This window comes from Aquisalimonas sp. 2447 (genome assembly GCF_012044895.1).
In the GTDB taxonomy this organism is placed as follows: Bacteria; Pseudomonadota; Gammaproteobacteria; order Nitrococcales; family Aquisalimonadaceae; genus Aquisalimonas.
On the sequence record NZ_CP050695.1, the window covers coordinates 308,622 to 333,420 of the forward strand.

Annotated in this window: 23 protein-coding genes and 1 other RNA gene; 10 read left to right on the forward strand and 14 right to left on the reverse strand. The window is 66.2% G+C overall.

The features are described from left to right. Positions 1-73: 73 nt before the first annotated feature. Together KU884_RS01330 and pbpG are read right to left on the reverse strand one after the other, a co-directional pair. Entirely contained in the window at positions 74-478 is a 405-nt protein-coding gene (locus KU884_RS01330; RefSeq protein ID WP_167780934.1) for a DUF4168 domain-containing protein, read from the reverse strand. Positions 479-603: 125 nt separating this feature from the next. Next, positions 604-1,509 (reverse strand): D-alanyl-D-alanine endopeptidase, encoded by a 906-nt coding sequence (gene pbpG, locus KU884_RS01335; RefSeq protein WP_167780935.1) that lies wholly within the window; start codon positions 1,507-1,509, stop codon positions 604-606. Positions 1,510-1,661: 152 nt separating this feature from the next. Between pbpG and KU884_RS01340 the strand changes: the two genes are divergently transcribed. The 3 genes from KU884_RS01340 (at position 1,662) to KU884_RS01350 (ending at position 5,139) form a co-directional block, all read left to right on the forward strand. Continuing rightward, positions 1,662-2,093 (forward strand): host attachment protein, encoded by a 432-nt coding sequence (locus KU884_RS01340; protein WP_167780936.1) that lies wholly within the window; start codon positions 1,662-1,664, stop codon positions 2,091-2,093. Between the two features lie 147 nt (positions 2,094-2,240). After that, a complete protein-coding gene (locus tag KU884_RS01345; protein ID WP_167780937.1) occupies positions 2,241-4,001 on the forward strand; it encodes a chloride channel protein in 1,761 nt (586 codons plus the stop codon). Between the two features lie 19 nt (positions 4,002-4,020). Then, positions 4,021-5,139, forward strand: a complete 1,119-nt coding sequence (locus tag KU884_RS01350) for an extracellular solute-binding protein (protein ID WP_254432142.1) — start codon at positions 4,021-4,023, stop codon at positions 5,137-5,139. A gap of 9 nt (positions 5,140-5,148) precedes the next feature. Here the strand turns inward: KU884_RS01350 and rpiA are convergent, their stop codons facing one another. Beyond that, complete coding sequence (gene rpiA, locus KU884_RS01355; protein WP_167780938.1) at positions 5,149-5,817, reverse strand: ribose-5-phosphate isomerase RpiA; 669 nt, start codon at positions 5,815-5,817, stop codon at positions 5,149-5,151. 151 nt (positions 5,818-5,968) lie between these two features. On the opposite strand from rpiA, the gene ilvA reads away from it, so the two are divergent. Next, positions 5,969-7,483, forward strand: coding sequence for a threonine ammonia-lyase, biosynthetic (gene ilvA / locus KU884_RS01360; RefSeq protein ID WP_167780939.1), 1,515 nt, complete (start codon positions 5,969-5,971; stop codon positions 7,481-7,483). A 167-nt stretch (positions 7,484-7,650) separates the two neighbouring features. Here the strand turns inward: ilvA and KU884_RS01365 are convergent, their stop codons facing one another. From KU884_RS01365 to KU884_RS01410, 10 genes are all read right to left on the reverse strand, one after another. Then, positions 7,651-9,957, reverse strand: coding sequence for a Tex family protein (locus KU884_RS01365; RefSeq protein WP_167780940.1), 2,307 nt, complete (start codon positions 9,955-9,957; stop codon positions 7,651-7,653). Between the two features lie 65 nt (positions 9,958-10,022). Continuing rightward, positions 10,023-10,523, reverse strand: coding sequence for a Slp family lipoprotein (locus KU884_RS01370; protein WP_167780941.1), 501 nt, complete (start codon positions 10,521-10,523; stop codon positions 10,023-10,025). Between the two features lie 14 nt (positions 10,524-10,537). Beyond that, entirely contained in the window at positions 10,538-11,092 is a 555-nt protein-coding gene (locus tag KU884_RS01375; RefSeq protein ID WP_167780942.1) for a Slp family lipoprotein, read from the reverse strand. A 58-nt stretch (positions 11,093-11,150) separates the two neighbouring features. Further along, positions 11,151-12,059, reverse strand: coding sequence for a DMT family transporter (locus KU884_RS01380; RefSeq protein ID WP_167780943.1), 909 nt, complete (start codon positions 12,057-12,059; stop codon positions 11,151-11,153). A 54-nt stretch (positions 12,060-12,113) separates the two neighbouring features. After that, positions 12,114-13,337 (reverse strand): ABC transporter substrate-binding protein, encoded by a 1,224-nt coding sequence (locus KU884_RS01385; protein ID WP_167780944.1) that lies wholly within the window; start codon positions 13,335-13,337, stop codon positions 12,114-12,116. A gap of 153 nt (positions 13,338-13,490) precedes the next feature. Beyond that, complete coding sequence (locus KU884_RS01390) at positions 13,491-15,041, reverse strand: OapA family protein (protein WP_167780945.1); 1,551 nt, start codon at positions 15,039-15,041, stop codon at positions 13,491-13,493. Positions 15,042-15,360: 319 nt separating this feature from the next. Continuing rightward, positions 15,361-15,819, reverse strand: coding sequence for an EVE domain-containing protein (locus KU884_RS01395; protein ID WP_167780946.1), 459 nt, complete (start codon positions 15,817-15,819; stop codon positions 15,361-15,363). A 98-nt stretch (positions 15,820-15,917) separates the two neighbouring features. Continuing rightward, positions 15,918-16,107: non-coding RNA, 6S RNA (gene ssrS, locus KU884_RS01400), on the reverse strand. A 75-nt stretch (positions 16,108-16,182) separates the two neighbouring features. Beyond that, the gene (locus KU884_RS01405) at positions 16,183-16,482 is read right to left on the reverse strand and encodes a cell division protein ZapA (protein WP_167780947.1); all 300 of its coding nucleotides are present in this window, start codon (positions 16,480-16,482) and stop codon (positions 16,183-16,185) included. A gap of 1 nt (position 16,483) precedes the next feature. Then, positions 16,484-16,711: a TIGR02449 family protein gene (locus tag KU884_RS01410; protein ID WP_167780948.1), complete on the reverse strand. Its 228-nt coding sequence runs from the start codon at positions 16,709-16,711 to the stop codon at positions 16,484-16,486. Between the two features lie 88 nt (positions 16,712-16,799). Here KU884_RS01410 and KU884_RS01415 point away from each other — a divergent pair, with 88 nt between their 5' ends. The 5 genes from KU884_RS01415 to KU884_RS01435 all read left to right on the forward strand — a co-directional run bounded on the left by KU884_RS01415 (position 16,800) and on the right by KU884_RS01435 (position 23,124). Further along, positions 16,800-17,390 (forward strand): UPF0149 family protein, encoded by a 591-nt coding sequence (locus tag KU884_RS01415; RefSeq protein ID WP_167780949.1) that lies wholly within the window; start codon positions 16,800-16,802, stop codon positions 17,388-17,390. 27 nt (positions 17,391-17,417) lie between these two features. Next, positions 17,418-18,725 carry a Xaa-Pro aminopeptidase gene (gene pepP / locus KU884_RS01420; RefSeq protein WP_167780950.1) on the forward strand — a complete coding sequence of 436 codons (1,308 nt, stop codon included), beginning with the start codon at positions 17,418-17,420 and terminating at the stop codon, positions 18,723-18,725. A gap of 2 nt (positions 18,726-18,727) precedes the next feature. Continuing rightward, a complete protein-coding gene (ubiH, locus tag KU884_RS01425) occupies positions 18,728-19,960 on the forward strand; it encodes a 2-octaprenyl-6-methoxyphenyl hydroxylase (RefSeq protein WP_167784075.1) in 1,233 nt (410 codons plus the stop codon). Then, on the forward strand, positions 19,953-21,158 hold the full coding sequence (locus KU884_RS01430) for a UbiH/UbiF/VisC/COQ6 family ubiquinone biosynthesis hydroxylase (RefSeq protein WP_167780951.1): 1,206 nt from the start codon (positions 19,953-19,955) through the stop codon (positions 21,156-21,158). The genes ubiH and KU884_RS01430 overlap by 8 nt, the downstream gene beginning before the upstream one ends. Positions 21,159-21,387: 229 nt before the next feature. Continuing rightward, positions 21,388-23,124 (forward strand): phosphoenolpyruvate hydrolase family protein, encoded by a 1,737-nt coding sequence (locus KU884_RS01435; RefSeq protein WP_167780952.1) that lies wholly within the window; start codon positions 21,388-21,390, stop codon positions 23,122-23,124. A gap of 91 nt (positions 23,125-23,215) precedes the next feature. Here the strand turns inward: KU884_RS01435 and KU884_RS01440 are convergent, their stop codons facing one another. Continuing rightward, positions 23,216-23,809 carry a hypothetical protein gene (locus KU884_RS01440; RefSeq protein WP_167780953.1) on the reverse strand — a complete coding sequence of 198 codons (594 nt, stop codon included), beginning with the start codon at positions 23,807-23,809 and terminating at the stop codon, positions 23,216-23,218. A gap of 111 nt (positions 23,810-23,920) precedes the next feature. Here KU884_RS01440 and KU884_RS01445 point away from each other — a divergent pair, with 111 nt between their 5' ends. Beyond that, positions 23,921-24,787: a branched-chain amino acid ABC transporter permease gene (locus KU884_RS01445; protein ID WP_217351399.1), complete on the forward strand. Its 867-nt coding sequence runs from the start codon at positions 23,921-23,923 to the stop codon at positions 24,785-24,787. The last annotated feature ends 12 nt before the right edge of the window (positions 24,788-24,799 follow it).

A 24,799-nucleotide genomic window follows, 5' to 3' on the forward strand; every position in this document is an offset into this window, starting at 1 on the left:
GCTGCGCCGGATTCCGGCGCAGCGGGCGTTTTCGTTTCACCCGGCGAACTGGAATACGTCGCCCGGGCAGGCGTTACATGCCGCTGGCCATGCGGTCCAGCCGCCGCCTGACCTCGTCATCGTTGCGGTAGAGATAGCCGATCCCCCGGTAGGTCTCGATGTCGATACCGGCGAACTGGATGGCGGTTTCCATGTCGTCCGCTGCCCCCTGCCGTAGTTCCGCACGCTCGTCGGCATCCCCGGCCTCACGCAGCATCTCCGCATAGCTCGCGCGGATGTCCTGCACCTGACCGGCGGCATTGAGGAACGCCTCGAGCTGACGGTCGGACAGGTCGTCGCTGGTCAGATCCGTACTGTCGGCGACCTCGTTCTGGTAGATATCCTCGTGGTCCCCGGCCACGGCGGAACCCATGCCGAGCGCCAGTCCCAGGGCGGCGAGAGCAGCGATGATGGCGTGAAAGCGTGTGGTTGTACCCATGATTTTTCTCCTCCCAACAGTGTTATCCCGAGCAACATGCCATCTTTCGCCGGGCACGTCACGCCGGGAAACGGTGATTGACCCGAGGGCACGGGAATTGTTCAGCGCTACGGGGCGGTTCGTGATCACCGGGATTCGAGCTGTCGGGCCTGCTCCTGCTCGTAACTACGCGCAGACGGTGCCACGCTGCCGCCGTCACCGGTGGTCAGCCAGCGCCGGGTGCGTCCGGCATCACCCAGTGGGCTGCGGGTGCCCCGGGAGTTGAGGAACACCATCGCCACCGGCTCGCCGGCGATCTCGGTGACCATGAGCAGGCAGCGTCCCGCCTCGTTCAGGTAGCCGGTCTTGCTGAGTGCCACCGGCCAGCGCGGGTTGCTGACCAGCGGGTTGGTGTTGCCGTAGCCGAGTCGGTAGCGCGGTGCGCGGAACGCGGCGCTCTGGTAGGGGGTCGTGGAATACCGCCGGATGGCCTCGTGCTCGTGGGCGGCGCGGGCCATCCGGAGCATGTCCGCAGCCGTGGACCGGTTCTCCGGCGACAGGCCGCTGGGGTCGACAAAGTGGGTGCTGTGCATGCCCAGTTCCTGTGCCTTGTCGTTCATGGCGGCGATGAACGCATCACGCCCGCCGGGGTGATGGCTGGCGAGCACATGGGCGGCGAGGTTTTCCGATGACATCAGCGCAAGCCGCAGCAGTTCCCCGCGCGTCAACTCCGAGCCGATACGGATCCGGGAGTAGGCGTTCTTCTCCGTGGCCTCGGTGCGCTCCACCACGATGAGCCACTCGTCCAGCGGCAGCCCCGAATCCATCACCACCAGGGCGGTCATCACCTTGGTCAGTGACGCGATCGGTACGGTGTGATCCTCGCGCTTGCCGAACCACTGGGTGTCCTTGTCCACTGGCCCCACCGCGGCGTGAACCGAGGCGAGCTGGAGGGGTTGGTTCTGCGCCGCGGCGACGGGGAGCTGCCCGGCGTGCGGGGCTGCCGACACGAGCAGCAGGCAGAACAGCAGGGTCAGTCGGGTGCGCGGCATGGGGTCGCTCCTGCAAGATCAGGGATGGCAGGATTGTAGGGTGCGGTTGTCCGGGAAGCCAGAGTGACCCGTGGCCGCTTCCGGGGTTGAAACCATGGGGCGGCACCGCAAGGTGACCCGGGCAGGCAGTTGCAAGATGACGAGGAGCCGCCATGAAGAAATGCATCGTTGTTGCCGACGCCAGCCGGGCACGCATCCTGTTTCGCGACGGTCTCGGCCCGGTGGAAGAGGTGGACAGCCTGGAGCACCCCGAAGGCAGGATGCATCCCGGCCAGCTCGAGGAAGAGGGCGAAGGGGCCCAGCACGAGTCCACCAAGACCACGCTCCGGCGTACCGATCCGCGCACGCCCACGTCCGAGAAGTACGCCCGCCGGTTCGCCGCCGAGGTGGCGGGACACCTGCGCTCCCTGCGCACCAGCGGTGATGCGGAGCAGTTCATACTCGCCGCTGAGCCGCGTTTCCTGGGGTACCTGCGCGAAAGCCTGGATGCCCCCACCGCTGAACGCGTGGCAGCGAGCATTGCCAAGGACTACGGGGACTTGCCGGCCGAGGAGCTGGCGAAGAAGCTCCCCGTTTCCTCCTGACGCCGGAGGCTGCCCCGGTCGCGGCCCGGTCGGGGACCGGCCGGGCCCGTCGCCGAGCAGGCCGGCACGGAGCCTGCATTGCTGCCTGGCACGGTCGGGTCGACAATATGTCCTGATGCCAGGACGCCGGCCGTGTGCAGGGGGACCATGGAGAATCCGGATCAACCGTTCGGGCAGGGGCGTGCCGGAGCGGTGCTGTTACTGTTGTTGCTGGTCCTGCTCGGCGCGGCGGTCGGTGTCATCGCGGCCTTGCTGGGCCTGGGATTCGTCAGCCTGATCCGCTGGCTGAATGACCTGCTGGCGATCTCCCCCCGCGCCCGGATGCTGTTCCAGCCCGGCGAGTGGCTGCCGGCCGTGACCATTGCCGTGCCCGCCATCGGCGGCCTGGTGGTGGGGCTGTTGCACCTGTGGATCCCCGGCGGTCGCCCTCACACCCCCGCCGATGTCATCGCCGCCGTTCAGACCCGCCGGGGGCGTCTCCCGGCACGGGCGGGCGTGCTCACTGCCTGCAGCAGCCTCGTTTCGCTCGGTTCTGGTGCATCGGTGGGCCAGTATGGACCACTGGTGCATATCGGCGCGACGCTGGGTTCCCTGGTTGCCAGGGCGCTGAGAGCGGGGCGCTCGGCGGACAATATTGCCATCGCTGCCGGCGTGGCGGCGGTGATTGCCACGGCCTTCAATGCGCCCCTGGCCGGGATCGTCTTTGCGCACGAAGTGGTGTTGCGTCACTACGCCCTGCGTGCCTTTGCGCCGGTGGCGGCCGCCGGGATCGTCGGGCACGTGCTGGCCGACGTGGTGTTCGATCGCGATGCCCTGTTCCACGTGGCCGAGACCGGCGTGCCGCAGGTCTGGGAGTTCGGCGCCTTTCTCCTGATCGGTGCCCTGGGGGCCCTCGTCGCCGGGGCGTACATGCACGCCATTCTCGGGGTTGGACGAATATCGGAACGCCTGCCGGTGCCCGCCCCGCTGCAGCCCGCCATAGCGGGGGCCCTGCTGGGGCTCACGGCCCTGTGGGTACCGGACATCCTGGGCATCGGCGAGGAAACCCTGCGCCTGGCCACCATCGACGGTGCCTTCGGGCCCTGGGAGCTGGCGCTGGTGCTGGTACTCAAGCTGATGGCTACCGCCCTGTGTCTGGGGATGGGGTTCAGCGGTGGCGTGTTCAGCCCGGCCCTGGTGGTGGGAACGCTGTTCGGTGCACTCTGCGGTACGGTGATCGGCGGGCTTACCGATGCCCAGGGTGCGACCCTGGCGGTGTACGCGGTCTGCGGCATGGTGGCGGTTACGGCGCCGGTGATCGGGGCGCCGCTGACCAGCCTGCTCATCGTCTTCGAGTTGACCGGCAATTATGTCCTCGCGATGGCCGCGCTGGCCAGCATTGCCCTGGCCAACCCGGTGGGGGCGCAGATGTTCGGTCGCTCGCTGTTCGACATCCAGCTGAAGCAGTCCGGGCTGGATCTGTCGTCCGGGCGCAGCCGCGCCATGCTGGAGGGCATGCGAGTGCTGCCGTACCTCTCCCGCGCCTGCGTCCGGCTGCGCCCGGAGATCTCCCTGCGCGAAGCGGTGACGACCATGAGTCACGCCGACCACGGCGAGGCCTACCTGGTGGATGACCACCAGCGCTATCGGGGCACCGTGACCCTGGCACGGCTGGCAGCCGCCGCGGAAGACGGCGCTGCCGCGGAGTCGGCGGTGGACTACGTTGACCCGGGCCGGCCGGTGCTGCCCCAGACTGCTTCCGTATGGGAGGCCATGGGTGAGCTGCAGCACTTCGCCGGTGAGGCCATTGCCGTGGTTGAGGATCGCCGGTCGCAGCGGTTTCTCGGGGTGATCTACGAGTCCGCGCTGACGCGTGCCTATCTCGACAAGACGGAGGAACTGCGCCGTGAAGAGTATGGTTCGGGATAGCCGTGGGCGGTGTCGGGGAGTGGGCATTGCCCGCCCATGGTGGCGGCTGGTCGCCCCGGCACTGTCGCTGGTGTTCGTGGGCGTTTCGTCGATGGCGGTTGCCGATGATGCGCCGGTGCTGCGGGTACTCAGCTGGGGCGGCGCCTACGAGCGGGCGCAGCGGGAGGCGTGGTTCGACCCCTTCACCGAGGCCACCGGAGTCGAGGTGCGCGTGGACGAGTACAGCGGCGGCGTCGACGTGCTCCGTGAGGTGGCCGACCGCGGCCAGCCCCCCTGGGACCTGATCGACTTCACCATGAGTGACGCCATGGCCGCGTGTGATCAGGGTCTGCTGGAGCGGTTGAGTCCGGCGATCCTGGAAGCGGCTCCCGACGGCACACCGCCGCGCCGGGATTTTCTCGATGGTGCCCTGGGCGACTGCGCCATCGCCCACACGGTGTTTGCCACCGTGGTCGCCTACGATCGCACCGCCTTCCCGGGCAGACGGCCCACCTCCATCGATGCCCTGTTCGACACCGAGCGTTTCCCGGGCGAGCGGGCACTGCAGCGCAGCCCCAGCGCCAACCTGGAGTGGGCGCTGCTGTCCTACAACGTCCCGCGCCAGGAGCTCTACGGACTTCTCAGCACCGAGCGAGGCTTGCGTCTGGCGCTACGCCGTCTGGACAGTCTCGGTGACAGCATCCGCTGGTGGGAGGAGGCGGAGACCCCGGCGCGCCTGCTGGCTGACGGCGAGGTGGTCATGGCCTCCGGCTATAACGGGCGGTTCTTCGACATGATGGCCAACGAGGGCGCCCCCATCGAGATCCTCTGGGACGCGCAGATCCGCGAATTCGAAACCTGGGCGGTGCCGCGCGGTGCCCGAAACCCGGGGCTGGCCCGCGAGTTCATCGGCTTTGCCACCGCCACGGAGCGCCTGGTGGCGTTCGCGCGACACCTGCCCTACGGTCCGGCACGTCGTTCCGGCGCGGAGCAGGTCACCACCCATGAGCCCAGCGGGATTGATATGCGGCTCCATGTGCCGTCACATCCGTTCAATGCCGAGCGCGCGGTGCGCAAGGACGAGGCGTGGTACGCCAGCGTTCACGACCGGATCAACGAGCGTTTCATGGCCTGGCTGGAGCAGCGCGACTCGCAGTAGCGCGCCAGGTCAGCCGTCGCGCCTGAGGGTGCGGACCCCGTCACTTCCCCCCAGCAGCAGCACATCCGCTGGCCGCAGGGCGAACAGGCCGTTGGTGACCACGCCGGGGATGTCGTTGAGGGTGCGCTCCATCTTCACCGGTTCGTCGATGGCGAGGCCGCTGACGTCGAGAATCACGTTGCCGTTGTCGGTGGTCACGCCCTCGCGCAGGGTCGGCTGGCCACCGATGCGCCGCACGATCTCCCGGGCGACGAAACTGCGAGCCATGGGAATGACTTCCACGGGTAGCGGGAACTCACCGAGCCGCCCCACCAGCTTGGTGTCATCGGCAATGCAGATGAAGCTGCGGCTGGCCCCGGCGACGACCTTCTCCCGTGTCAGTGCTCCGCCGCCCCCCTTGATCAGCGAAAGATGGCGGTTGGCCTCGTCGGCGCCGTCCACGTAGAGATCCAGCGGTCCGGCCTGGTTCAGGTCCATCACCTCGATGCCGGCGTCGCGCAGCAGCCGCGTGGAGGCCTCGGAGCTGGACACCGCGGCCTTCACCAGGCCCGGTTCCCGGGCCAGGAGTTCGATGAACACGTTCACCGTCGAGCCCGTGCCAACTCCGAGAATGCTGCCGCGTTCCAGTTGCTTGATAGCGGCCTCTGCGGCGGCCTGCTTGCCGGTGTCTGCGGACATGATGGTTCTCCGGTTCGCGAGCGAGTCAGGGAATCATACGCTCTCGGAGCGGGTCGATGCACCGGCCCTTTGCCGCACACCGCGCGGCGTTTAGACTGAGCCGTCTATTGCAGCGATCACTCGCGAAAGCACAAGGAAAACGGTTGCATCCATGACCCAGGCCTATCTGGAACGCATTCTTACCGCCTGCGTCTACGACGTGGCAATCAACTCTCCGCTGGATCCGGCCCCGACGCTCTCGGCGCGGCTGCACAACAACGTGCTGATGAAGCGCGAGGACCTACAGCCGGTATTCTCGTTCAAGCTGCGCGGCGCCTACAACATGATCTCCCGGCTCTCCGACGAGGCCAAAGCCAAAGGTGTGATCTGTGCCTCCGCCGGCAACCACGCCCAGGGCGTGGCACTGGCGTCGAAGAAGCTGGGCATCAAGGGCGTGATCGTGATGCCGCGTACAACCCCCAGCATCAAGGTGGATGCGGCGCGCCGGCTTGGTGGCAAGGTCATCCTGCACGGCGACAGCTACGACGAGGCCGCTGCCCACGCCACCAAGCTCATGGAAGAGCGCGGCATGAGCTGGATTCCTCCCTACGACGCACCGGACATCATCGCCGGACAGGGCACCGTGGGCATGGAGATTCTCCACCAGCACCCGCGGAAGCTCCACGCCATCTTCGTGCCCGTGGGCGGCGGCGGGCTGGCGGCCGGCGTGGCCACCTACGTCAAGCAGCTGCGCCCCGACGTCAAGGTCATCGGCGTGGAACCCGAGGATGCGCCGACGCTGCACGCCGCCCTCAAGGCCAACAAGCGCGTGCAGCTGGAGCAGGTGGGGCTGTTCGCCGACGGCGTGGCCGTGCGCCAGATCGGCAAGGAGACGTTCCGCGTCCTGCGCAAGCACATCGACGAGGTGGTGCTGGTCTCCACCGACGAGATCTGTGCCGGCATCCGCGACATCTTCGACGACACCCGCTCCATCAACGAACCGGCCGGGGCACTGGCGGTAGCGGGGCTGAAGAAGTACGTGGAAGAGCACGGCATCGAGGGCGAGAACCTGGTGGCCATCAACAGTGGTGCCAACATGAACTTCAGCCGTCTGGGCCACGTGGCGGAACGGGCCGAAGTGGGCGAGCACCGCGAAGCGGTGCTGGCGGTGACCATCCCCGAGCGCCCGGGGAGCTTCCGCCAGTTCTGCCAGGCCATCGGCAAGCGTTCGGTCACCGAGTTCAACTACCGCTTCTCCGACCCCCGACAGGCCCACGTGTTCGTGGGGCTGGCGCTGAACGACGGGGTTCACGAAAAGGACGAGCTGGTGGCGGACCTCCAGGGCAAGGACTATCCCGTGCTCGATCTCACCGACAACGAGATGGCCAAGGTGCATCTGCGCCACATGGTGGGCGGGCATGGTCACCTGGTGGAGCATGAGCGGGTGTTCCGCTTCGAGTTCCCGGAGCGCCCCGGCGCGCTCACGCAGTTCCTCAACCAGCTGGGGCGGAAGTTCAACATCAGCATGTTCCACTACCGCAACCACGGTGCTGCCTACGGGCGGGTGTTCGTGGGCATTCAGGTGCCGCCGGAGCACAGCGACCGGTTCGACCAGTTCCTGGACAGCATCAACTACCGCTACGTGGAAGAGACGGACAACCCGGCGTATGCGTTATTCCTGAGCTGAGGAAGGCGGGTTGATCCGGGATGGTGGACCTGAAGGTCCACCCTACGCCGGATCTATACGGCCGGTGATTGTATTGCCGGGACCGGCGTCGCTCCTGCCGGGATCATCTCTGCGTAGGGTGGACGTTCACGTCCACCACCTCGAGCCTTTTGATGCCCACCCACGGGCTATTTCTTCTTCGCCGCCCGGAAGGCGTCGGCGAGGCTGCCTTCGGCGGGCTTGGTCTCCTGTGGCTTTGGTTTCGGTTTGCTCCGGTGCGGCTTGCCGCGCTGATTCTTCTGCGCCGGCTTCTCCGCCGGCTCCTCGCCCGGGAGCGGGTCGTCCATGCGCATAGTGAGCGCAATGCGCTTGCGGCGCTCGTCCACGCTGAGCACCTTGGTCTTTACTACGTCGCCTGGTTTGACCACCTCCCTGGGATCGCGGATGAACTGCGTGCTCATGGCGGAGATGTGCACCAGGCCGTCCTGGTGAACGCCCAGGTCCACGAAGGCGCCGAAGTTGGTGACGTTGCTAACCGTGCCTTCCAGCTGCATGCCGGGTTTCAGATCGGCCAGGGTCTCCACGTCCTCGCGCAGGTTGGCGGTGACGAACTCCGGACGCGGGTCGCGGCCGGGTTTGTCCAGTTCGGCGAGGATGTCCCGCACCGTGGGTTCGCCGAACTGCTCGTCGGCGTAGTCGGCCGGGCGCAGCGTGCCCAGGAAGGCGCTGTCGCCGATGGTTTCGTCCAGGCTGCGGCCGTTGGCCTTGAGGATGCGCTCCACCAGCGGATAGGCCTCGGGGTGGACGGCGGAGCGGTCCAGGGGCTGGGGGCCGCCGTTGATGCGCAGAAAGCCGGCGGCCTGCTCGAAGGTCTTGTCACCCAGGCGCGGTACCTTGCGCAGGGCCTTGCGGTCCGGGAAGGCACCATTGGCGTCCCGGTGGGCCACCACGTTCTCGGCCAGGGTGGTGTTGAGGCCGGAGACGCGGGCCAGCAGCGGTGCCGAGGCGGTGTTAACGTCCACGCCCACGGCGTTGACGCAGTCCTCCACCACCGCATCCAGGGTGCGGGCGAGACGGGTCTGGCTGACGTCGTGCTGGTACTGGCCCACACCGATGGATTTCGGGTCGATCTTCACCAGTTCCGCCAACGGGTCCTGCAGGCGCCGGGCGATGGACACGGCGCCGCGCAGGCTCACGTCCAGCTCCGGGAACTCCTTTGCCGCCACTTCCGAGGCGGAGTACACCGAGGCGCCGGCCTCGGAGACCATGACCACCTGGGCGCGCAATTCCGTGTGACGCTTGCCCACCTCTTTGGCTAGCCGTTCGGTCTCGCGGGAGCCGGTGCCGTTGCCCACGGCCACCATGTCCACCCCGTGGCGCTCCAGGAGCTGGGCCAGGGTGTGGATACTCTGGTCCCAGGCGTTCTTGGGTGGCAGCGGGTAGATGGTGGCGGTGTCCAGCAGCTTGCCGGTGGACGAGACCACCACCACCTTGCAGCCGGTGCGGATGCCCGGGTCGATGCCCATGACGCAGCGGCTGCCCGCCGGCGGCGCCAGTAGCAGGTCGTGCAGGTTGCGGCCGAACACCTGAATGGCCTCGGTCTCGGCGCGCTCGCGCAGGCTGCCGATGAGGTCGGTCTCCAGCCGGGTGTAGAGCTTGACCCGCCAGGTATGGCGCACAAGCGCCTGCAGCCAGTCGTCGCCGGGGCGCCCCTGGTGGCGGAAACCGAAATGGCCGGCGACGCGGTCGTGGCACGGTCCGGGCTGGTCGCCGTCGATCTCGATGGCGAGGCGCAGGATGCGCTCCTTGCGACCGCGCAGCAGCGCCAGCGCCCGGTGGGAGGGCACGGCCTTGAGCGGTTCCCGGTAGTCGAAGTAGTCGCTGAACTTGGCGCCGGCATCTTCCTGGCCGGGGGCGACCTCGGAGACCAGCACGCCCCTGTTCCAGGCGTGATCGCGCAGTCGGGCCACCAGGTCCGGATCTTCAGCGGCCTCCTCAGCGAGAATGGCGCGGGCGCCCTCCAGGGCGGCGTCGGCGTCGTTAATCCCGGCCTCGGCGTCGATATACGCAGCGGCCCGGGTGCGCGAATCCTGCGAGGGATCATTGATCAGCGCCCGCGCCAGCGGCTCGAGCCCCGCCTCGCGGGCGATCTGGCCCTTTGTACGGCGCTTCTTCTTGTAGGGGAGGTAGAGGTCTTCCAGGCGCTGCTTGGTGTCTGCGGCCTGCAGCGCCTGCAGCAGGCTGTCGCTGAGCTGGCCCTGCTCACGGATGGTGCCGATGATGGTGTCGCGCCGCTCGTTCAGCTCCCGGAGGTAGCCGAGCCGTTCTTCCAGCTGTCGAAGCTGGGTGTCATCGAGGCCGCCGGTGGCCTCCTTACGGTAGCGGGCGATGAACGGCACCGTGGCGCCGTCGTCCAGGAGCCGGATACTGGCATCCACCTGCGGGACGCGCACGCCGAGTTCCTCGGCAATCCGTCGGGTGAGGGTGTCGGCCATGGATGTGTTTTATGTCTGCTGCGGGAAAACCGCGATGATAGCAGACGCCTCCAGGGGCGAGGTGGTCACCGTATGATACCGATGCCAATGCCGAAATTGACCCGCGGCTCCTGGCGCTGGGTGGTGACCTGGCGTGGCCACAGGTGCACGTTGTCGGCGCTGACCACGGCGTAGCGGTACTCCGCCTCGCCAATGGTGGCGGTACGGGATTCCAGCAGCCGGCCGCGCACGGTCACCTGACGCCCTTCGCTGTAGTCCGCCGGTTCCAGGTAGCCATCGGCCATGATCAGGAAACGTCCCTGGGAGGAACGATCCGTGCGCGGTTGCTCGCTGCGGTCCAGCGGGTACGCGAGGACCTCCAGCTGCGTGGAGTCTTCCTGGGGGCGCACGCTGATGATGGTGCCGCCCCAGATCACCAGGGCGTCCTGGATGCGTTCGCTGGCGGCCTGTCGAGGTTGTAGATCCCGGTTCACGCCCTCGGTGTCAAAGCCAGGGCCGCTGGCACAGGCGGAAAGCGCCAGGGCAGTGAGAATGGTGAATAGCAGTCCGGTGGTGCGCGTGCCCATAACCGCTCCAGGAGTCAGTAATAGCGGTAGCCGCGACGGTGCGGGTACCAGGGATCATACCAGGGGTCGTACCAGGGATCGTAGAACGGACCGCGCGGATGTCGGGGATAGGGTTGATGTGAAACCGGTTGGCGCTTCGGCCACAGGTGGTGGCCGCTGGCGCGAACCCTGACGTAGTCGTAGTCGTAATCGCCCACCGGCCGTGTGGTGGTGCCGTCGACGGTACCGGTCACGGTCATGCTGCGCCCCGGCTCGTGAATGGCCGGATCCAGAAAGCCGTCGATGACCGCGAGGAAGCGCCCGGGGCTGCCGTCGATGTCCTTGGGGCGCCCGCCGCGGTCAAGTTCCCGCGCGACGATCTCCACCAGGGTCGTGTCACTGCGGTTTTCCACCTCAGTGATGGTGCCACCCCAGCGGACCCTCTCGCCATCGAACCGCTCCGGATCCTGGCGGACCTCGGAGAGTTGTGCGCTGTCGCGACCCGGATCGCGGATGCTGTCTGGTGTTCCGGCGCAGCCGACCAGGACGGCCACTGCCGCCAGAACGAATACCGACGATCCCTTGCCCATGACAGCGCCTCGCGAATCCAGAATTTCTCACGATCAGACCTTTTTCGGTCCGACTTGTTCAGCCCGCCTTGCGGCGGTCGGCGAGGGTGACCGTGGCCACGCCGGCGCCGATCAGGATCAGGCCGACGATGTTGGTGATCGAGAGGGTCTCGCCCAGGGCGATCGCGGACGCCAGCAGTCCAAAGGCGGGCACGCCGAGGCTGCCGATGGAGGTGGTCACCGCCGGCAGCGCGCGGGTAATGGTGATGATCGCCCAGAAGGGGAATGCCGTTGCCAGCGGGCCATTGTAGACCAGGATGCCCAGGAGTACCGGGTCCGACCAGTCCACCGAGGAGATGTCCTCCACGACCAGGGCGACGGGCAGGAGCGCCAGCGCCGCGACGCCGAACTGCCAGGGCGCCAGGGTCAGCGGCGGACCCTGGTGCCGGTGGGCGCGCACGTAGACGATCAGTAGTGCCCAGCACAGGGCGGCAAGGAGCAGCAGGCCGTTGCCGATCACCACGGCCGGGTCGCTCCAGTCGAACCCGAAGGGATTGAACATGACCGCAACGCCGCCGATGCCCAGGGCAAAGCCCAGCAGCCGTTGCCGGGTCATGTACTCACCCAGTGCCAGGGCGGCGATGGGCAGCACCCACAATGAAGTGGTGTAGGCGAGTATGGCGGAGCGACCCGCGGGTACGTACTGCAGGGCGATGGTTACCAGTCCGAGGAAGGCGGCCATCTGCAGCAGGCCCACACCGAGGACAAGCACCCACTCATCCCTGTAGGGGCGCCGTAACTGCCCTGCCATGCCCGCCACCAGGGCCATGCACAGGCAGCCCATCAGCATGCGCGTGGCCGCGAACAGCAGCGGCGAGATGTACTCCAGGCCGACCTTCATCACCGGCCAGTTGGCGCCCCAGAGCACGATGACCAGGCCAAGCAGGGTCAGTGCTGCCACGGGCGACAACGAGGGGCTGGCAGGCATGTGTGCGTTGCTCCGGGCGTCTGCGGGCGCGAAGCAGGCTAACACACCTCGCTATTACAGGAACGGGCAGGCCGGGTCCGGGTCTTCCCCGTAGAGGGCTGCCCCCGGCATGGTGTCCAGGATCTCGAAGTAGTCCCCGGCGCGCTCCATCTCGCTGGCCTGGCGCACACGCACAAACGGCATATCGTGGACCAGGCGGCCGTCCTCGCGGATGAAGCCGTTGCGGGTGATACCGTCGTCCACCTCCATTTCGCGCATGGCAGCGACCAACTCCGGACCCGTGCTGTGGCCGGATGCCTCCACCGCTTTCAGGTAGTGCAGGGTGCTGACATAGACGGCGATCTGGACCGACGACGGGCGGCTGCCACTGCGGCGCTGGAAGCGTTCGGCGAACGCGCGGGTCGCCTCGTCCGTGTTCCAGTAATAGGGGATGATGAAGCGCATGTCCGCAGCGGCGTAAAGACCGACCTGACGGATGTCCTGCAGCAGAGTCATGACGCTGGCCAGATCCGCGTCCGCGTGAACGCCGAGTTCGTGAGCGTGGCGGATGCTCTGCACCAGGCCGGTGCCCGCATTGCCCACGGCGATGATGTCCGCGCCGCTTGCCAGTGCGTCCGCCATGGTCGCCATGAAATCGGTCTGGTCGAATGGGTGCAGCTGCGTATGCAGCAGTTCCCCGTCGTAGTCCTCGAGCACTTCCTCCAGCCTGTCCCGGATGTCGTGGCCGAAGGGGTGATCCAGGGTGATCAGGTACCAGTCACCTCCGGGATTCTCCTCGGCCAGGGCCCGTGCCAGGCCGGTGGTGAACCCGCGAACGTTGTATTGCCAGTCGATGGCGACCGGGCTGCACTGTTCACCGGTGAGCTGCTCCGAGCCCGCACCGATGTGGATGGTGGCAATGTCCTGTTCGCGGGTGAACGCCTGCACCGCAAGCGCCACGGCCGAGCCCGGCATGCCGGTGATCAGGTCGATGCCTTCGTCGTGCCAGGCCCGGGCCTGTTCCACGGCCGTGTCCGGGTCGTTGCGGGTGTCACCGATGACCACTTCCACGGGGGTGCCACCGATGGAGCCGCCCATGTCCGCGACGGCAAGCTCCGCCGCGATCTGTGAGCCCTGGCCCGCGGATTCGCTGTAAGCCCCGGTGACGTCGGTGAGAACGCCGATGCGGATGGTGTCTCCGCGCATTTCCCCGGAGGCCGTTGTTGTGGCCATGGCGATGCCCACTGCGCCCAGCAGGGTCTTGATGGCTGATCGAGTGCAGATGCCTTTTGCCGTCATGGGAGCCCCCTCGTCGTCTTGTTGTGATTTTCTGCGGAACAGGGAACCGTTATGACAACTGAATCATATGTCGTCAAGTCACCACACTCGGCGTGGTAGCGAGCCGGTGATTCAGCGTCGTCACGAGCGGTTCATGGACGGCGGGGTTTGGGATCAATCCTCGTCGAGAAGAGCGAGCTGTTCCTCGCTCATGTCCTCGACCTGAGCCACCAGAGGGGCGGCGCGGGCCATGAAGTCGGTCATGTGCTCTTCGGCCACCGGGTCACCGCTGGGCAGTTCCACCCGCATGGGGTTGCGGTGGGAACCGTCCTTGATGAACTCGTAGTGCAGGTGGGCGCCGGTAACCAGGCCGGAGGCACCCACATAGCCGATGGTCTGACCCTGCTCCACCCGTGAGCCCACGCTGATATCGCTGGCGTAGCGGGACATGTGCGCGTACAGGGTGCGGTAACGGTTGGCGTGCTCGATGATGATGGTTCGCCCGTACCCGCCCTTGCGGCCACGGTGGACCACGCGACCGTTTCCGGATGCCATGATGGGCGTGCCCGACGAGGCCGCGAAATCCGTTCCCAGATGGGGGCGGCGCACGCCGAGCACCGGATGCTTGCGGTTGGGGTTGAAGTGGGAGCTGATCCGGGCCCCTTCCACCGGGCGACGGATGAATGCCTTGCGCAGGTTCTCGCCCTCCGGACTGTAATAGCCCGTGGTGCCGTCCGGGTCCGTATAGCGTACCGCGTCCATCTGCCGTCCGCGGTTGACGTAACGCGCCGCCAGAATCGGGCCATCCCGCACATGTTCGTCGTCGATGTAGTAGCTCTCGTACGCCACCGAGAAGACGTCGCCGGAGCGCACGTCACGGTCGAAATCCACCTGCCATTCGAAAATGTGCATCAGGCGCATGATCTGACCATGGCTGAGTCCGGCGTCCAGTCCGGCGACGAACAGGGAACTGTTCACTGCCCCGGAGGCGTGTTTGACCCGTGTCTCGATGGCGCGGGATTCGATGTTCACCGCAAAGTCGTCATCATCGTCGCGGCTGACCACCAGTGTGTCCGAATCGTCCAGGTCATACCGAAGCCCCCGGAGCGAGTCGTCTTCCACGTGGAAGTGAATTTTGTCGCCGGGGTAGATGCGCTGCAGCCGGGAGGTGCGGTCGTCCGTGTTGACCAGCCGGTGAAGATCACCCGCGCTGAGCCCGGCGCGGTTGAAGATCGCCGCCAGGGAATCGCCGGAGCGGACTTCAATGGTCTCCCATTCAGGGCCTTCGTGGGGGGCTGCCGGTGCCGTGTCAGCATCAGCGGCAGCGTCCGCCGACTCCATGAGCTGTTCCAGGCCGTTGGTGCCCGGCAAGTCGTCCGGCATCGCCGTAGCGCTGGTCACGGGAGGTGTGCCGTCGTCGGCCGGCGTGCTCTGCTGGCCGACAGGCTGGATGCCGTCCATCCCTCTTCCGGCACCATTGCTCGTCGCACGTCGGGCGACCATGTCACCGACCCGTGCGCCGGGCAATTGCAATTCTGCGGAGGTCATCTCCTGTTGATCCGTGCTGGACTGATCCGTGCCGCCGGCGCCCAGCAGGCCAACGCCGATGAGGCTCAGGCCCAGGCCGCAAACCAGAACGGGGACGGGCCGGAGCCACCATCGCAGGCCGCGGGGTGGTGACGGACGCGCACCATGCCAGTCATGTTGTTCGAGTCCGTGCCCCAACGTAACCCCCTCGTGTGCGAAATGGCGCGCGCACCCACGCGCAACCGGAGTTTCGCCGTTACCGTATAACAGCTCTTTCAGAAACTCAAAAAGAATATTGCGCAAATGACTCTTATTGTTGGCTTTTGGAGACATTCGTCGGGCCGGCGGCGGTGACCTGTCCGGTCATCCGCGCATGACCACTGGTACCGCGCACGCCCCGGAATCATGCCTGTCGCTGCCGTCAGCGTCCAATCCGGGCGTCACCTGACCTCATTACTCTCCCACGGTCAGACCTGCCCGGTCCGGGATCTCCGTCACGGAACAGCCGACGCGCGGGTTACTCGAGGGAGAGGATGAACTGCCACTGCTCCGCGGTCACCGGCATGACCGACAACCGATTGCCCTTGCGTACCAGCGGCATGTCGGCGATCTCCGGGCGCTCCTTGAGTTCCGTCAGGCTGATGGTGCGCTGGAGTTTGCGCACGAAGCGAAGATCCACCATGTACCAGCGCGGCTTGTCCGGGTCGCTCTTGGGGTCGTAGTGAGGGTCTTCGGGGTCGAACGCCGTGTGATCTGGATAGCCCTCCCGGGCCACCTCCGCGATGCCCACGATACCCGGGGTTTTGGTGTTGGAGTGGTAGAAGAACACCTGGTCGCCCTGGCGCATCTGGTCACGCATCATGTTGCGCGCCTGATAGTTGCGTACACCGTCCCAGTGGTCCGTCTGATCTGGCGCGGCGGCGAGATCGTCGATTCCGAACACGTCCGGCTCGGATTTCATCAGCCAGTACTGCATGTACTCAGCTCCGGGGCATCACGTTCAAGCAAAAAAGTCTCCCGGTGCATCGCCGGAGCCGGCCGCGCTGCATTCCGGAAAACCAGCATAAGGAGAGGACACCCCCCGCGTGCGCCGCGCGGTGTCGCCCCTTGAACCCTGAGGTTCAGGTGGGGAGGACGAGCGATGCCATAGGCTTTCCGCACGCAGGCGGACATGCGCACCGGATCATCGCCACGTCAGTTCCCCTGGCGATTCAATTGAGGGTCAAGGAATAGCTGTGACCGCTATCGAACGCCGCAGGGGATGCCCGCCACCATAGTGGGGGCATCGCCGCCCGACTGCAAGGGAGGGATGGGCTGCGCGTCGCGCGGAGCAACCGGTTCAGGAATCCGGGAGGATCTGGCCGATGCGTTCCTCCATGGCGCGCACGCGGTCTTCCACCAGCTTCGCGGTTTCCTTCTGATCGTCCCGTGCCTGCAGCAGTTCGTGGGTGAGGTTCAGTGCCGCCATCACTGCCACCCGGTCGGGGCCATGCACCTTGCCGCTGTCACGGACTTCGCGCATGCGCTTGTCCAGCAGATGGGCGGAGTTCAGCAGGCCGTCTTTCTCGTCCGGCGGGCAGGCCACCATGTATTCCTTGTCCAGGATCATGACCCGGACCGGTTCCATGCCATCACGCATGTCAGTGGTGCTCCATGGCCTTGAGGCGGCTGATCATCGACTCGATCTTGGAGCGCGCCATCTCGTTCTTCTCCAGCAGACTGGCGCGCTCGGCATTAAGGGAGTCCTGGGACTGGCGCAGCACGCGGTTCTCCTCCTCCAGCCGGGCACAGTAGCGCACCAGTGCCTCCACCTGCCGGTCAAGGCGGTCCAGCTCCCTGCGTAATGCCTTGGGCGACATTTCGCTCATGCCTGCATCCTTCCCGGTGTCGACGCGGTCCCGCGGATCTGCATGATAGGATAGCGATTTTGCCCCGGATTGAACACGGCGGAGCCCAATGACCCAGTCACTGCCCGATCACGACACTCTGGAAACCGCCCTGGCCGAGGTGGACGCCGAGATCGGCGCCGCCGAAGCGCAGGGTCTGCTGGCCGGCATGCTCAGTGCGGCAGGCGAAGTGGAAGCCGCCCGCTGGATCGCCCAGGTGCTTGCGGGAACTGAGCCGAAAGGGGACGCCGCCCGGCGTTGCCTGGAAGCGCTGGCCGCGGTGTACGAGGCGACCCACAAGGGCATGGATGACAGCAACCTGGAGTTCCCGTTACTGGTGCCCGATGACGGCGAGCCCGTCGGCCGGCGCGCCGAGGCCTTGGGTGCCTGGGCCCACGGCTTCATATACGGGCTGGGCGTGGCCGGTATCGCCGACGAGAGCCAGCTGCCCAAGGAGGTCAGCGAGATCATCGGCCATCTGGGCGAGGTGAGCCACGCCGGAAGCGATGACAGCGGCGACGACGACGAGGCCGCCTACGCGGAATTGCTGGAGTTCGTGCGCACCGGTGCGTTGCTGGTGCGTGAACACCTGCAGCCGCGGCGACGCGATCGCCCCGTGCCGGTGCCCGACGGCCAGCAGGGCAGTCAGCGTACCCACTGAATGACAACCTCCGGGATTACCATTGCTATGGACCAGAAGGAATATGCCCGCCGACGCCGGGAACTCATGAACCTGATGGGCGAGAACGCGGTGGCCGTCGTCGCCGCCGCCCCCGAGCGCCCGCGCAATCGCGACGTCCAGCACCCCTACCGGCAGGACAGCGACTTTCACTACCTCACCGGGTTTCCGGAGCCGGAGGCAGTCCTGGTGTTGATCCCGGGGCGCGAACAGGGTGAGACCATCCTGTTCTGCCGCGAGCGCGATCCCGACAAGGAAGTCTGGGACGGCCCCCGGGCGGGGCAGGACGGCGCCTGCGCGCATTACGGCGCCGACGACGCGTTCCCCGTGGACGATATCGACGACATCCTGCCGGGCATGCTGGAAGGCAAGGACCGGCTCTATTGCACCATGGGGCTCAACCCGGATTTCGACCAGGCCATCCTTGGCTGGGTGAACCAGGTGCGCACCCGCGCCCGGGCCGGTGCCCGGGCTCCGGGCGAATTCGTCGCCCTGGAGCATCCGCTGCACGAGATGCGCCTGATCAAGAGCCCGGCGGAGCTGGAGCAGATGCGCGCTGCGGCCCAGGTATCCGCCGAGGCGCACCGGCGGGCGATGGCGGCCTGCCACCCTGGCATGCCGGAATACGCCCTGGAAGCCGAGTTCCAGTATGTGTTCCGTCGCAACAACGGCTGGCAGGCCTATCCGCCCATTGTCGGCGGCGGGCGCAACGGCTGCATCCTCCACTACATCAACAACGCTGCCACGCTCCGTGACGGCGATCTGGTGCTCATTGATGCCGGCGTGGAGATCGACTGTTACGCCTCCGACATCACCCGCACCTTCCCGGTCAACGGCCGCTTCAGTGCCGAGCAGCGCGCCGTCTACGAGATCGTGCTCGCTGCTCAGGAGGCCGCCATCGCCGCGGTGCGGCCCGGGAATCACTGGAACATGCCCCACGAGGCGGCGCTGCAGATTCTGGTGCAGGGGCTGGTGGACCTGGGTCTGCTGCAGGGCGAGGTGGACGCACTTATCGAGGACGAGGCCTATCGCCCCTTCTTCATGCACCGCACCGGTCACTGGCTGGGCATGGACGTCCACGATGTGGGCGACTACCGCATCGACGGTGAATGGCGGCTGCTGGAGCCGGGCATGGTGCTGACCATCGAGCCCGGGCTCTACATTGCCGACAGCATCCCCGAGGTGGATTCCCGCTGGCGCAACATCGGCGTGCGCATCGAGGACGATGTGGCTGTGACCGCCGAAGGCCACGATATCCTCAGTGCCGGTGTGCCGAAGACGGTGGCCGACATCGAGGCGGCCATGGTGGGGGATTGAACGTGACATCCGCGGCGTCGGTGGATGTGGTCATTGCCGGCGGTGGCCTGGTGGGTGCCAGTCTGGCCATTGCACTGGCCCGTAGCGGGCTGAGCGTGCACGTGGTTGATCCGGTGACTGCCGAAGCGCCGGCGCAGCCCAGCTACGACGATCGCAGCACTGCCCTGGCGCCCACCAGCCGTCGCATCCTCGAGGCCCTGGGGCTCTGGTCCGCAATCGCACCGGAGATCGGACCCATCCGCCGCATCCATGTCTCCGATCAGGGTGGCTTCGGGATGACCCGCATGGACGCCGCCCGCGAGGGGCTGGACGCCCTGGGCTACGTGGCGCCGAATCGTGTGCTTGGTCGGGCGCTGCGGGGCGCGCTGGAGCGCCTGCCCGGCACGGTGCAGACGGTCACGGACAGTGTCGCCACCGTGCACACCGATGAAGACACCGCCCGGGTGGAACTCGGCAGTGGTGCGTCGCTGTCTGCCCGGTTGCTGGTCGCCGCCGACGGCACCCACTCGGCCCTGCGCGAGCACCTGGGTCTGCAGGTACGGGAAACGGACTATGGCCAGCACGGCGTGGTCGCCAACGTGACCCCGGCCAGGGAGCCTGCCGGCGAGGCGTTCGAGCGGTTCACGCCGGAGGGGCCGCTGGCGCTGCTGCCGTTGCCCGGGGGGCACTGCTCCCTGGTCTGGACCGTCGCGCCGGACCATGCGGAGGCGTTGACTGCCATGGGCGAGGCCGCGTTCCTGGCGGCCCTGCAGGATGCCTTCGGGTATCGCCTGGGCAGGTTCCTGCGGGTGGGTCATCGTGTGAGTTACCCGCTGCGCCTGAGTCGCAGCGACCGCCGCGTCACCGAGCGCGGTGTTGTCATCGGCAACGCCGCGCGAACCCTGCACCCGGTGGCCGGGCAGGGGTTCAACCTGGCCCTGCGGGATGTCGCTGAGCTGGCGGAACGGGTGCACGGGGCCGCACGGGCTGGAGGGGATCCGGGGGGTGGGCAGCTCCTGGCAGCCTATGCGGTGGCCCGGCAGCCCGACCATCGCCGGGTCACGGCGTTCACCGACGCCCTGGTGCGTCTGTTTTCCAATCGCGTCCCGGGCCTGCGCCTGGCGCGCAACGCCGGCCTCATGGGCATGGAACTGCTGCCGGGGCCACGGGATGCACTCATGCGTCAGGCCATGGGGCGCAGTGGTCGCCTGCCTCGCCTGGCGCGCGGTCTGCCGCTGGAGAGTACCCATGGCTGAGCACCGGGCGGACGTGATCATTGTTGGCGGTGGCATGGTTGGCCTGGCCCTGGCCGCCGGGCTCGCCGACACCGGCTACACCGTGGCGGTGGTGGAGGCGCGGCAGGCACCGGCCTGGCGGCGGGAGCACACCAGCAACCGGGTGTCCGCCATTACTCACGCCTCGCGGCGCCTGCTGGAGCGTCTGGGTGCCTGGGAGGCCATAGCCGCCGCCCGGGTGAGCCCCTTCGAGGCCATTCATGCCTGGGACGCGGCTGGCCATCCCGGCGTGACCTTCGACGCCGCCGATCGTGGCGAGGCCTGCCTGGGCCATATCGTCGAGAACACCCTGGTCCAGGACGCCCTGCGTGCCGCGGTAGGGCGGCGCAGCAATGTCAGCCTGTACTGTCCGGTGACCGTGGATGACCTCGCCATCGAGCCGGACCGGGTGGGGATGCGCCTGGGGGATGGGCGTCGTTTGCGTGCCGACCTCCTGGTGGGCGCCGACGGCGCCCGCTCCATGGTCCGCGAGGCGGCGGGTATCGGCGCCGATACCCGCGACTATCACCAGCGCGGCATTGTCGCCACCGTGACCACCGAAATCCACCACGGCGCCGTTGCCCGGCAGCGGTTCCTGCCCACGGGGCCGGTGGCGTTGCTGCCGCTGGCCGACGGCCGTTGCTCCCTGGTGTGGTCCGCCACCGAGGAACGGGCGGATGAGCTTGAGGCGCTGGACGAACTTGCCTTCAGTAATGCCCTGACCGATGCCACCGAGGGTGTGCTGGGAGTGGTGATTGCCGCCGAGGATCGGGCGGCGTTCCCGCTGCGGCGTCTGCACGCCAACGAGTACGTGGCCCCGCGGGTCGCGCTGGTGGGGGATGCCGCCCATGTGATTCACCCGCTGGCCGGCCAGGGCGTGAACCTGGGCTTCCTGGATGCCGCAGCCCTGGTGGATGTGCTCGCCGAGGGGCGCCAGCGTCACGGCGACGCCGGCGCTTACGGGGCGCTACGCCGCTACGCGCGCTGGCGGCGGGCCGACAATGCGCTGATGCAGACGGCCATGGACGGTTTCCACTGGCTGTTCAGCAACAACGATCCCGTCCGTGCGATCGTGCGCAACCTCGGGCTCGGGCTCACCGACCGGCTCGTGCCTGCCAAGACGCTGTTCGTGGATCACGCGGTGGGGCGACGCGGGGATCTGCCTTCCCTGATGCGCTGATGCGTGGTCAACCATCGAGCCCCCTCGGGGGCCTTTCGCCGAGGGCTATCTTCCGGAGTCTTTAACGTCGCATCATGGCTCTCGTCACAGGTGTCCTTGCGTCTTGGGCGCCATGGCCTTGCTCCACCTGTGCGTAATCCAGGCAGGGTGAAACGTAAGCGGACCACATTAGGCGCGATGCGGTTGAGAGATGCGGCACACAGTGACCGACTCCGGAGGCGCGAGAACGGTGCAAGGTGTTGACAAACTCTTGGCAGGGAAAGAAGACCGTTTTTTCGTGGGAGCTGCGATCGGTACAGGGCTGATGGCTCAGGCCGCCGAGCGGGGTCAGGCCGACTTTCTTCTGGCCCTGAACGTTGGACGCTTGCGCTCGATGGGTCTGCCATCAATCAGCTCGATGCTTCCGTTTGCGGCGGCCAACGAAGTCGTAGTGGACTTCGTCTCGAATGAACTTACCCACCCGACCCGCCTGCCGGTTTTCGCAGGTCTGTGCGTTTGGGAATCGTCTGATCAGTTAGATTCTCGCCTCCGAGCCATCGCCTCTCTCGGTCTTGCGGGCGTGGTGAACTTCCCGACTACAGTCCACTATCCAGAGTCTGCTGCACGCACACTTGACGCGCACGGGCTTGGGTTCGCCGCAGAACTCGAACTCCTGGCGCACGCACGCGCGCTTGGGTTGCGTGTCCTTGTATACGTCAAAACCAGAGATCAGGCAGAGATGGCCGCGGAGATAAAGCCCGATTTCCTCTGCGTGAACTTCGGCTGGAACGCAGGCGGACGCCTCACCGAATTGCAGCCGGAGGTGTCCATCGATGAGGCGATTCTTCGCGCGCGCGACATTGCCAAGGTCACCCGTTTGCGCTCGCCGAAGACCATCTGCCTCATCGAGGGCGGGCCTGTTGTAAACCCGAGCCAGGTTGCCGAGATCTGCGTGGAGTCAGGCATGCGGGGCTATATCGGCGGCTCCACGATAGACCGTCTGCCGCTGGAGAACGCCGCGGTCGATGCCACACTGGCGTTCAAGTCCGCCGGGCTGCGCCGTCAACGCGAGAGCAGCGAGCGTGCCGGGCTGCTGCAGCGGGCGGCGGCGGCGGGTCTGCATGGCGGGTCCCGTGCCCTGACAGATTCTCTGTGGCATCTGAAAGCACTGGCAGATGGGTTGGGCCCAGTGGTGATCTCAGGGGAAACTGGGACCCAGCGCCACGCGGCAGTGCGCTTCATTTGCGCTGAAGCCGGCCATCAACCTGATCCCGCGACCTTGCTCACGGCAGACTACGTTGAGCCCCAGCTTGGTATGCGGTTGTTCGGTCACGGCGACGGGCGAGAGGGCTTGCTGTTGGAGTGTGATGGCCAGCCACTGCTGATTGAGCCACTGGAGGGATTGTCGCGGCGCTGGCAGCGAAAGCTCGGACGGCTGATTCTCAATGGCATGGTCACCCCTTTTCGAGGTCATCGGGCCGTTGGCACCCGTCCTTGGTTGTTACTGCTCACGGAGTATCGCCTTGCAGACCTTGCCGCTAGCGGCCATCTGATCGACGAACTGTACCAACTCCTGCGCATGCGAGAGGTTAGGATGCCATCACTTGAGGAACGTATTGAATCTTTAGGTGAAATACTGCAGGGATACTGTGCTGCACGTGGGTTCAACCTGCGTTTTTCCGAGTCCGCAATCGGTCTTCTGCAGCAGCATAATTGGCCTGGCAACCTGCCTGAGTTGGGCGCTTTTGTTGATCGGCTGAGAGCGACAGGGTTTAGCGGTGAGGTTAGCGCTCGGATGGTAGAGCCATTGCTGAATGACGCAACCCCTGATGTCGGGTTCGGCCGCCGTAAGCAACTCGCAAGAGAGGAGTCCGAGTGGTTGCTTGCCGCCCTTCGCAGGCACGCGTTCAATCGGACCGCGACCGCGCGTGCTCTGGGGATTAGCCGTAAGACTCTCTACAACCGTATGCGCCGACTCGGCCTCTGAGCCATCATGTGCTAATCAGGGCTCGGTGAAAGCGCTGTCATATGAGGCCTGCGGTCGCGATTGCCGCGTTTGAGCAATGGTAGCCCTTTCGTCAGTCGGGGGTGCGCCGCATCGGGAGCGGCAGCCTGCGCTCGCTCCCAGCACCGGGCCGATACTCGAGCACGCCTTTACAGCCTGCCGGTAATTCACTACCCACCACTGGCGGCACCGTGAGCACCCAGTCCGGTTTCAGGCCGGATAGCGGCTTGCCGACACCGGGCGCACCGATGGTCGCCAGAGTCGAGAAGCCGTGATCGGCTGCCTGCATCAATCGCTGGCTCTCAGTAGCCAGGGCGAGTCCACTCTGCTCCGCTGTCTCGGCGAAGCTCGAGGTGAGATGACTGATGCCCGGAAACGCGGCAATGCCCCTCGCTCCAGCGGCGTCCACAGCGGCAAGGACGCTGCCCAGATTGAGGTATGGATGAGAAAGGAATACCCCGACGTAGGCTTGATTCGGCAAGGAATACCGACGCAGGGCGCCAAGTAACTCGCGGTTGTAGTCGCGGGTGGGCAATAGCAAGCCAAGCCACGGGTCACTGGCCATTGCGACTGGCCAGGCCAGCGTCACCAGCATGGGTGCCGCAGAGTTTCCCCGGACGGCATCTTCGATGGGCAGAAGTTCCCATTGCGGTTCGTTCGGTTTCATGGCGCATATATTACCCAGATTTACACGCCATTGAGTATCCCCTGTGTTGTTCCCATTTTTACTTGCTGCCTATACTCGTTCGACGTTCGGGTCATGCACGGGCTTAAGGCGATGACGCAATTTCTGGCAGTAACGTTGAACGGGCTCACGCTTGCGGCCTTGTACTTCATCGTCGCCAGCGGTTTCACGCTTGTGTTCGGCCTCATGCGTAACATCAATCTGGCCCATGGGTCGCTGTACCTGCTCGGCGGTTACGTCGGCTTCGAGGCGTTGAAAGTTTTTGACAACTGGTTTTTTGCCGTGGCGGCAGCGTTCATTACCATTGCGCTCCTCGGCGCGCTGCTGCAGCTCCTGGTGTTTCGTCATCTCGACGGCCAGGAGCTGCGCCAGACACTCATCACGCTGGCGCTGTCGATCATCTTCGCCGACCTGATGCTCTGGTATTGGGGGGGGCAGACCTACCAGATTTCTGCCCCCGAAATGTTCCAGGGCCCCTTCCGCACCGGTCTCGATATTCTGCCTGCTTATCCGGCGATGCGACTGATCAACGTCGTGATCGCCCTAGGTATCGGTATCGGCCTATGGCTTTTCCTGACGCGAACCCGAATCGGGATGATGATCCGTGCTGGGGTTGATGATCGTGGCATGCTTCAGGCCTCCGGCGTAAACGTGCACCTGGTATTTGCCGTAACCTTTGCGGTGGGTGCCGGTCTTGCCGGCATTGCTGGTGTGCTTGGGGGCACGGTGCAGTCCATTTCGCCAGGCGAAGATATCCGTATTTTGCTTGCCAGTCTGGTGGTGGTGATTGTCGGTGGGATGGGGTCGGTGGTCGGCAGCGCGGTGGGTGCGGTGGTGATTGGGTTAGCAGAGCAGTATGGCCTTGCGTACACGCCCACCTATGGCGCGCTTTACACCTTTATCATTCTCATCGTCGTTCTGGCGGTTCGCCCTCAGGGGCTCTTCGGGAAGGAGGTGTAGGCCTTGGGTGCG

Coding starts and splice junctions, on each gene's coding strand:
- KU884_RS01330 (WP_167780934.1), bottom strand. CDS start 478: ATGGGTACAACCACACGCTTTCACGCCATCATCGCTGCTCTCGCCGCC.
- pbpG (WP_167780935.1), bottom strand. CDS start 1,509: ATGCCGCGCACCCGACTGACCCTGCTGTTCTGCCTGCTGCTCGTGTCG.
- KU884_RS01340 (WP_167780936.1), top strand. CDS start 1,662: ATGAAGAAATGCATCGTTGTTGCCGACGCCAGCCGGGCACGCATCCTG.
- KU884_RS01345 (WP_167780937.1), top strand. CDS start 2,241: ATGGAGAATCCGGATCAACCGTTCGGGCAGGGGCGTGCCGGAGCGGTG.
- rpiA (WP_167780938.1), bottom strand. CDS start 5,817: ATGTCCGCAGACACCGGCAAGCAGGCCGCCGCAGAGGCCGCTATCAAG.
- ilvA (WP_167780939.1), top strand. CDS start 5,969: ATGACCCAGGCCTATCTGGAACGCATTCTTACCGCCTGCGTCTACGAC.
- KU884_RS01365 (WP_167780940.1), bottom strand. CDS start 9,957: ATGGCCGACACCCTCACCCGACGGATTGCCGAGGAACTCGGCGTGCGC.
- KU884_RS01370 (WP_167780941.1), bottom strand. CDS start 10,523: ATGGGCACGCGCACCACCGGACTGCTATTCACCATTCTCACTGCCCTG.
- KU884_RS01375 (WP_167780942.1), bottom strand. CDS start 11,092: ATGGGCAAGGGATCGTCGGTATTCGTTCTGGCGGCAGTGGCCGTCCTG.
- KU884_RS01380 (WP_167780943.1), bottom strand. CDS start 12,059: ATGCCTGCCAGCCCCTCGTTGTCGCCCGTGGCAGCACTGACCCTGCTT.
- KU884_RS01385 (WP_167780944.1), bottom strand. CDS start 13,337: ATGACGGCAAAAGGCATCTGCACTCGATCAGCCATCAAGACCCTGCTG.
- KU884_RS01395 (WP_167780946.1), bottom strand. CDS start 15,819: ATGCAGTACTGGCTGATGAAATCCGAGCCGGACGTGTTCGGAATCGAC.
- KU884_RS01405 (WP_167780947.1), bottom strand. CDS start 16,482: ATGCGTGATGGCATGGAACCGGTCCGGGTCATGATCCTGGACAAGGAA.
- KU884_RS01410 (WP_167780948.1), bottom strand. CDS start 16,711: ATGAGCGAAATGTCGCCCAAGGCATTACGCAGGGAGCTGGACCGCCTT.
- KU884_RS01415 (WP_167780949.1), top strand. CDS start 16,800: ATGACCCAGTCACTGCCCGATCACGACACTCTGGAAACCGCCCTGGCC.
- pepP (WP_167780950.1), top strand. CDS start 17,418: ATGGACCAGAAGGAATATGCCCGCCGACGCCGGGAACTCATGAACCTG.
- KU884_RS01430 (WP_167780951.1), top strand. CDS start 19,953: ATGGCTGAGCACCGGGCGGACGTGATCATTGTTGGCGGTGGCATGGTT.
- KU884_RS01440 (WP_167780953.1), bottom strand. CDS start 23,809: ATGAAACCGAACGAACCGCAATGGGAACTTCTGCCCATCGAAGATGCC.
- KU884_RS01445 (WP_217351399.1), top strand. CDS start 23,921: ATGACGCAATTTCTGGCAGTAACGTTGAACGGGCTCACGCTTGCGGCC.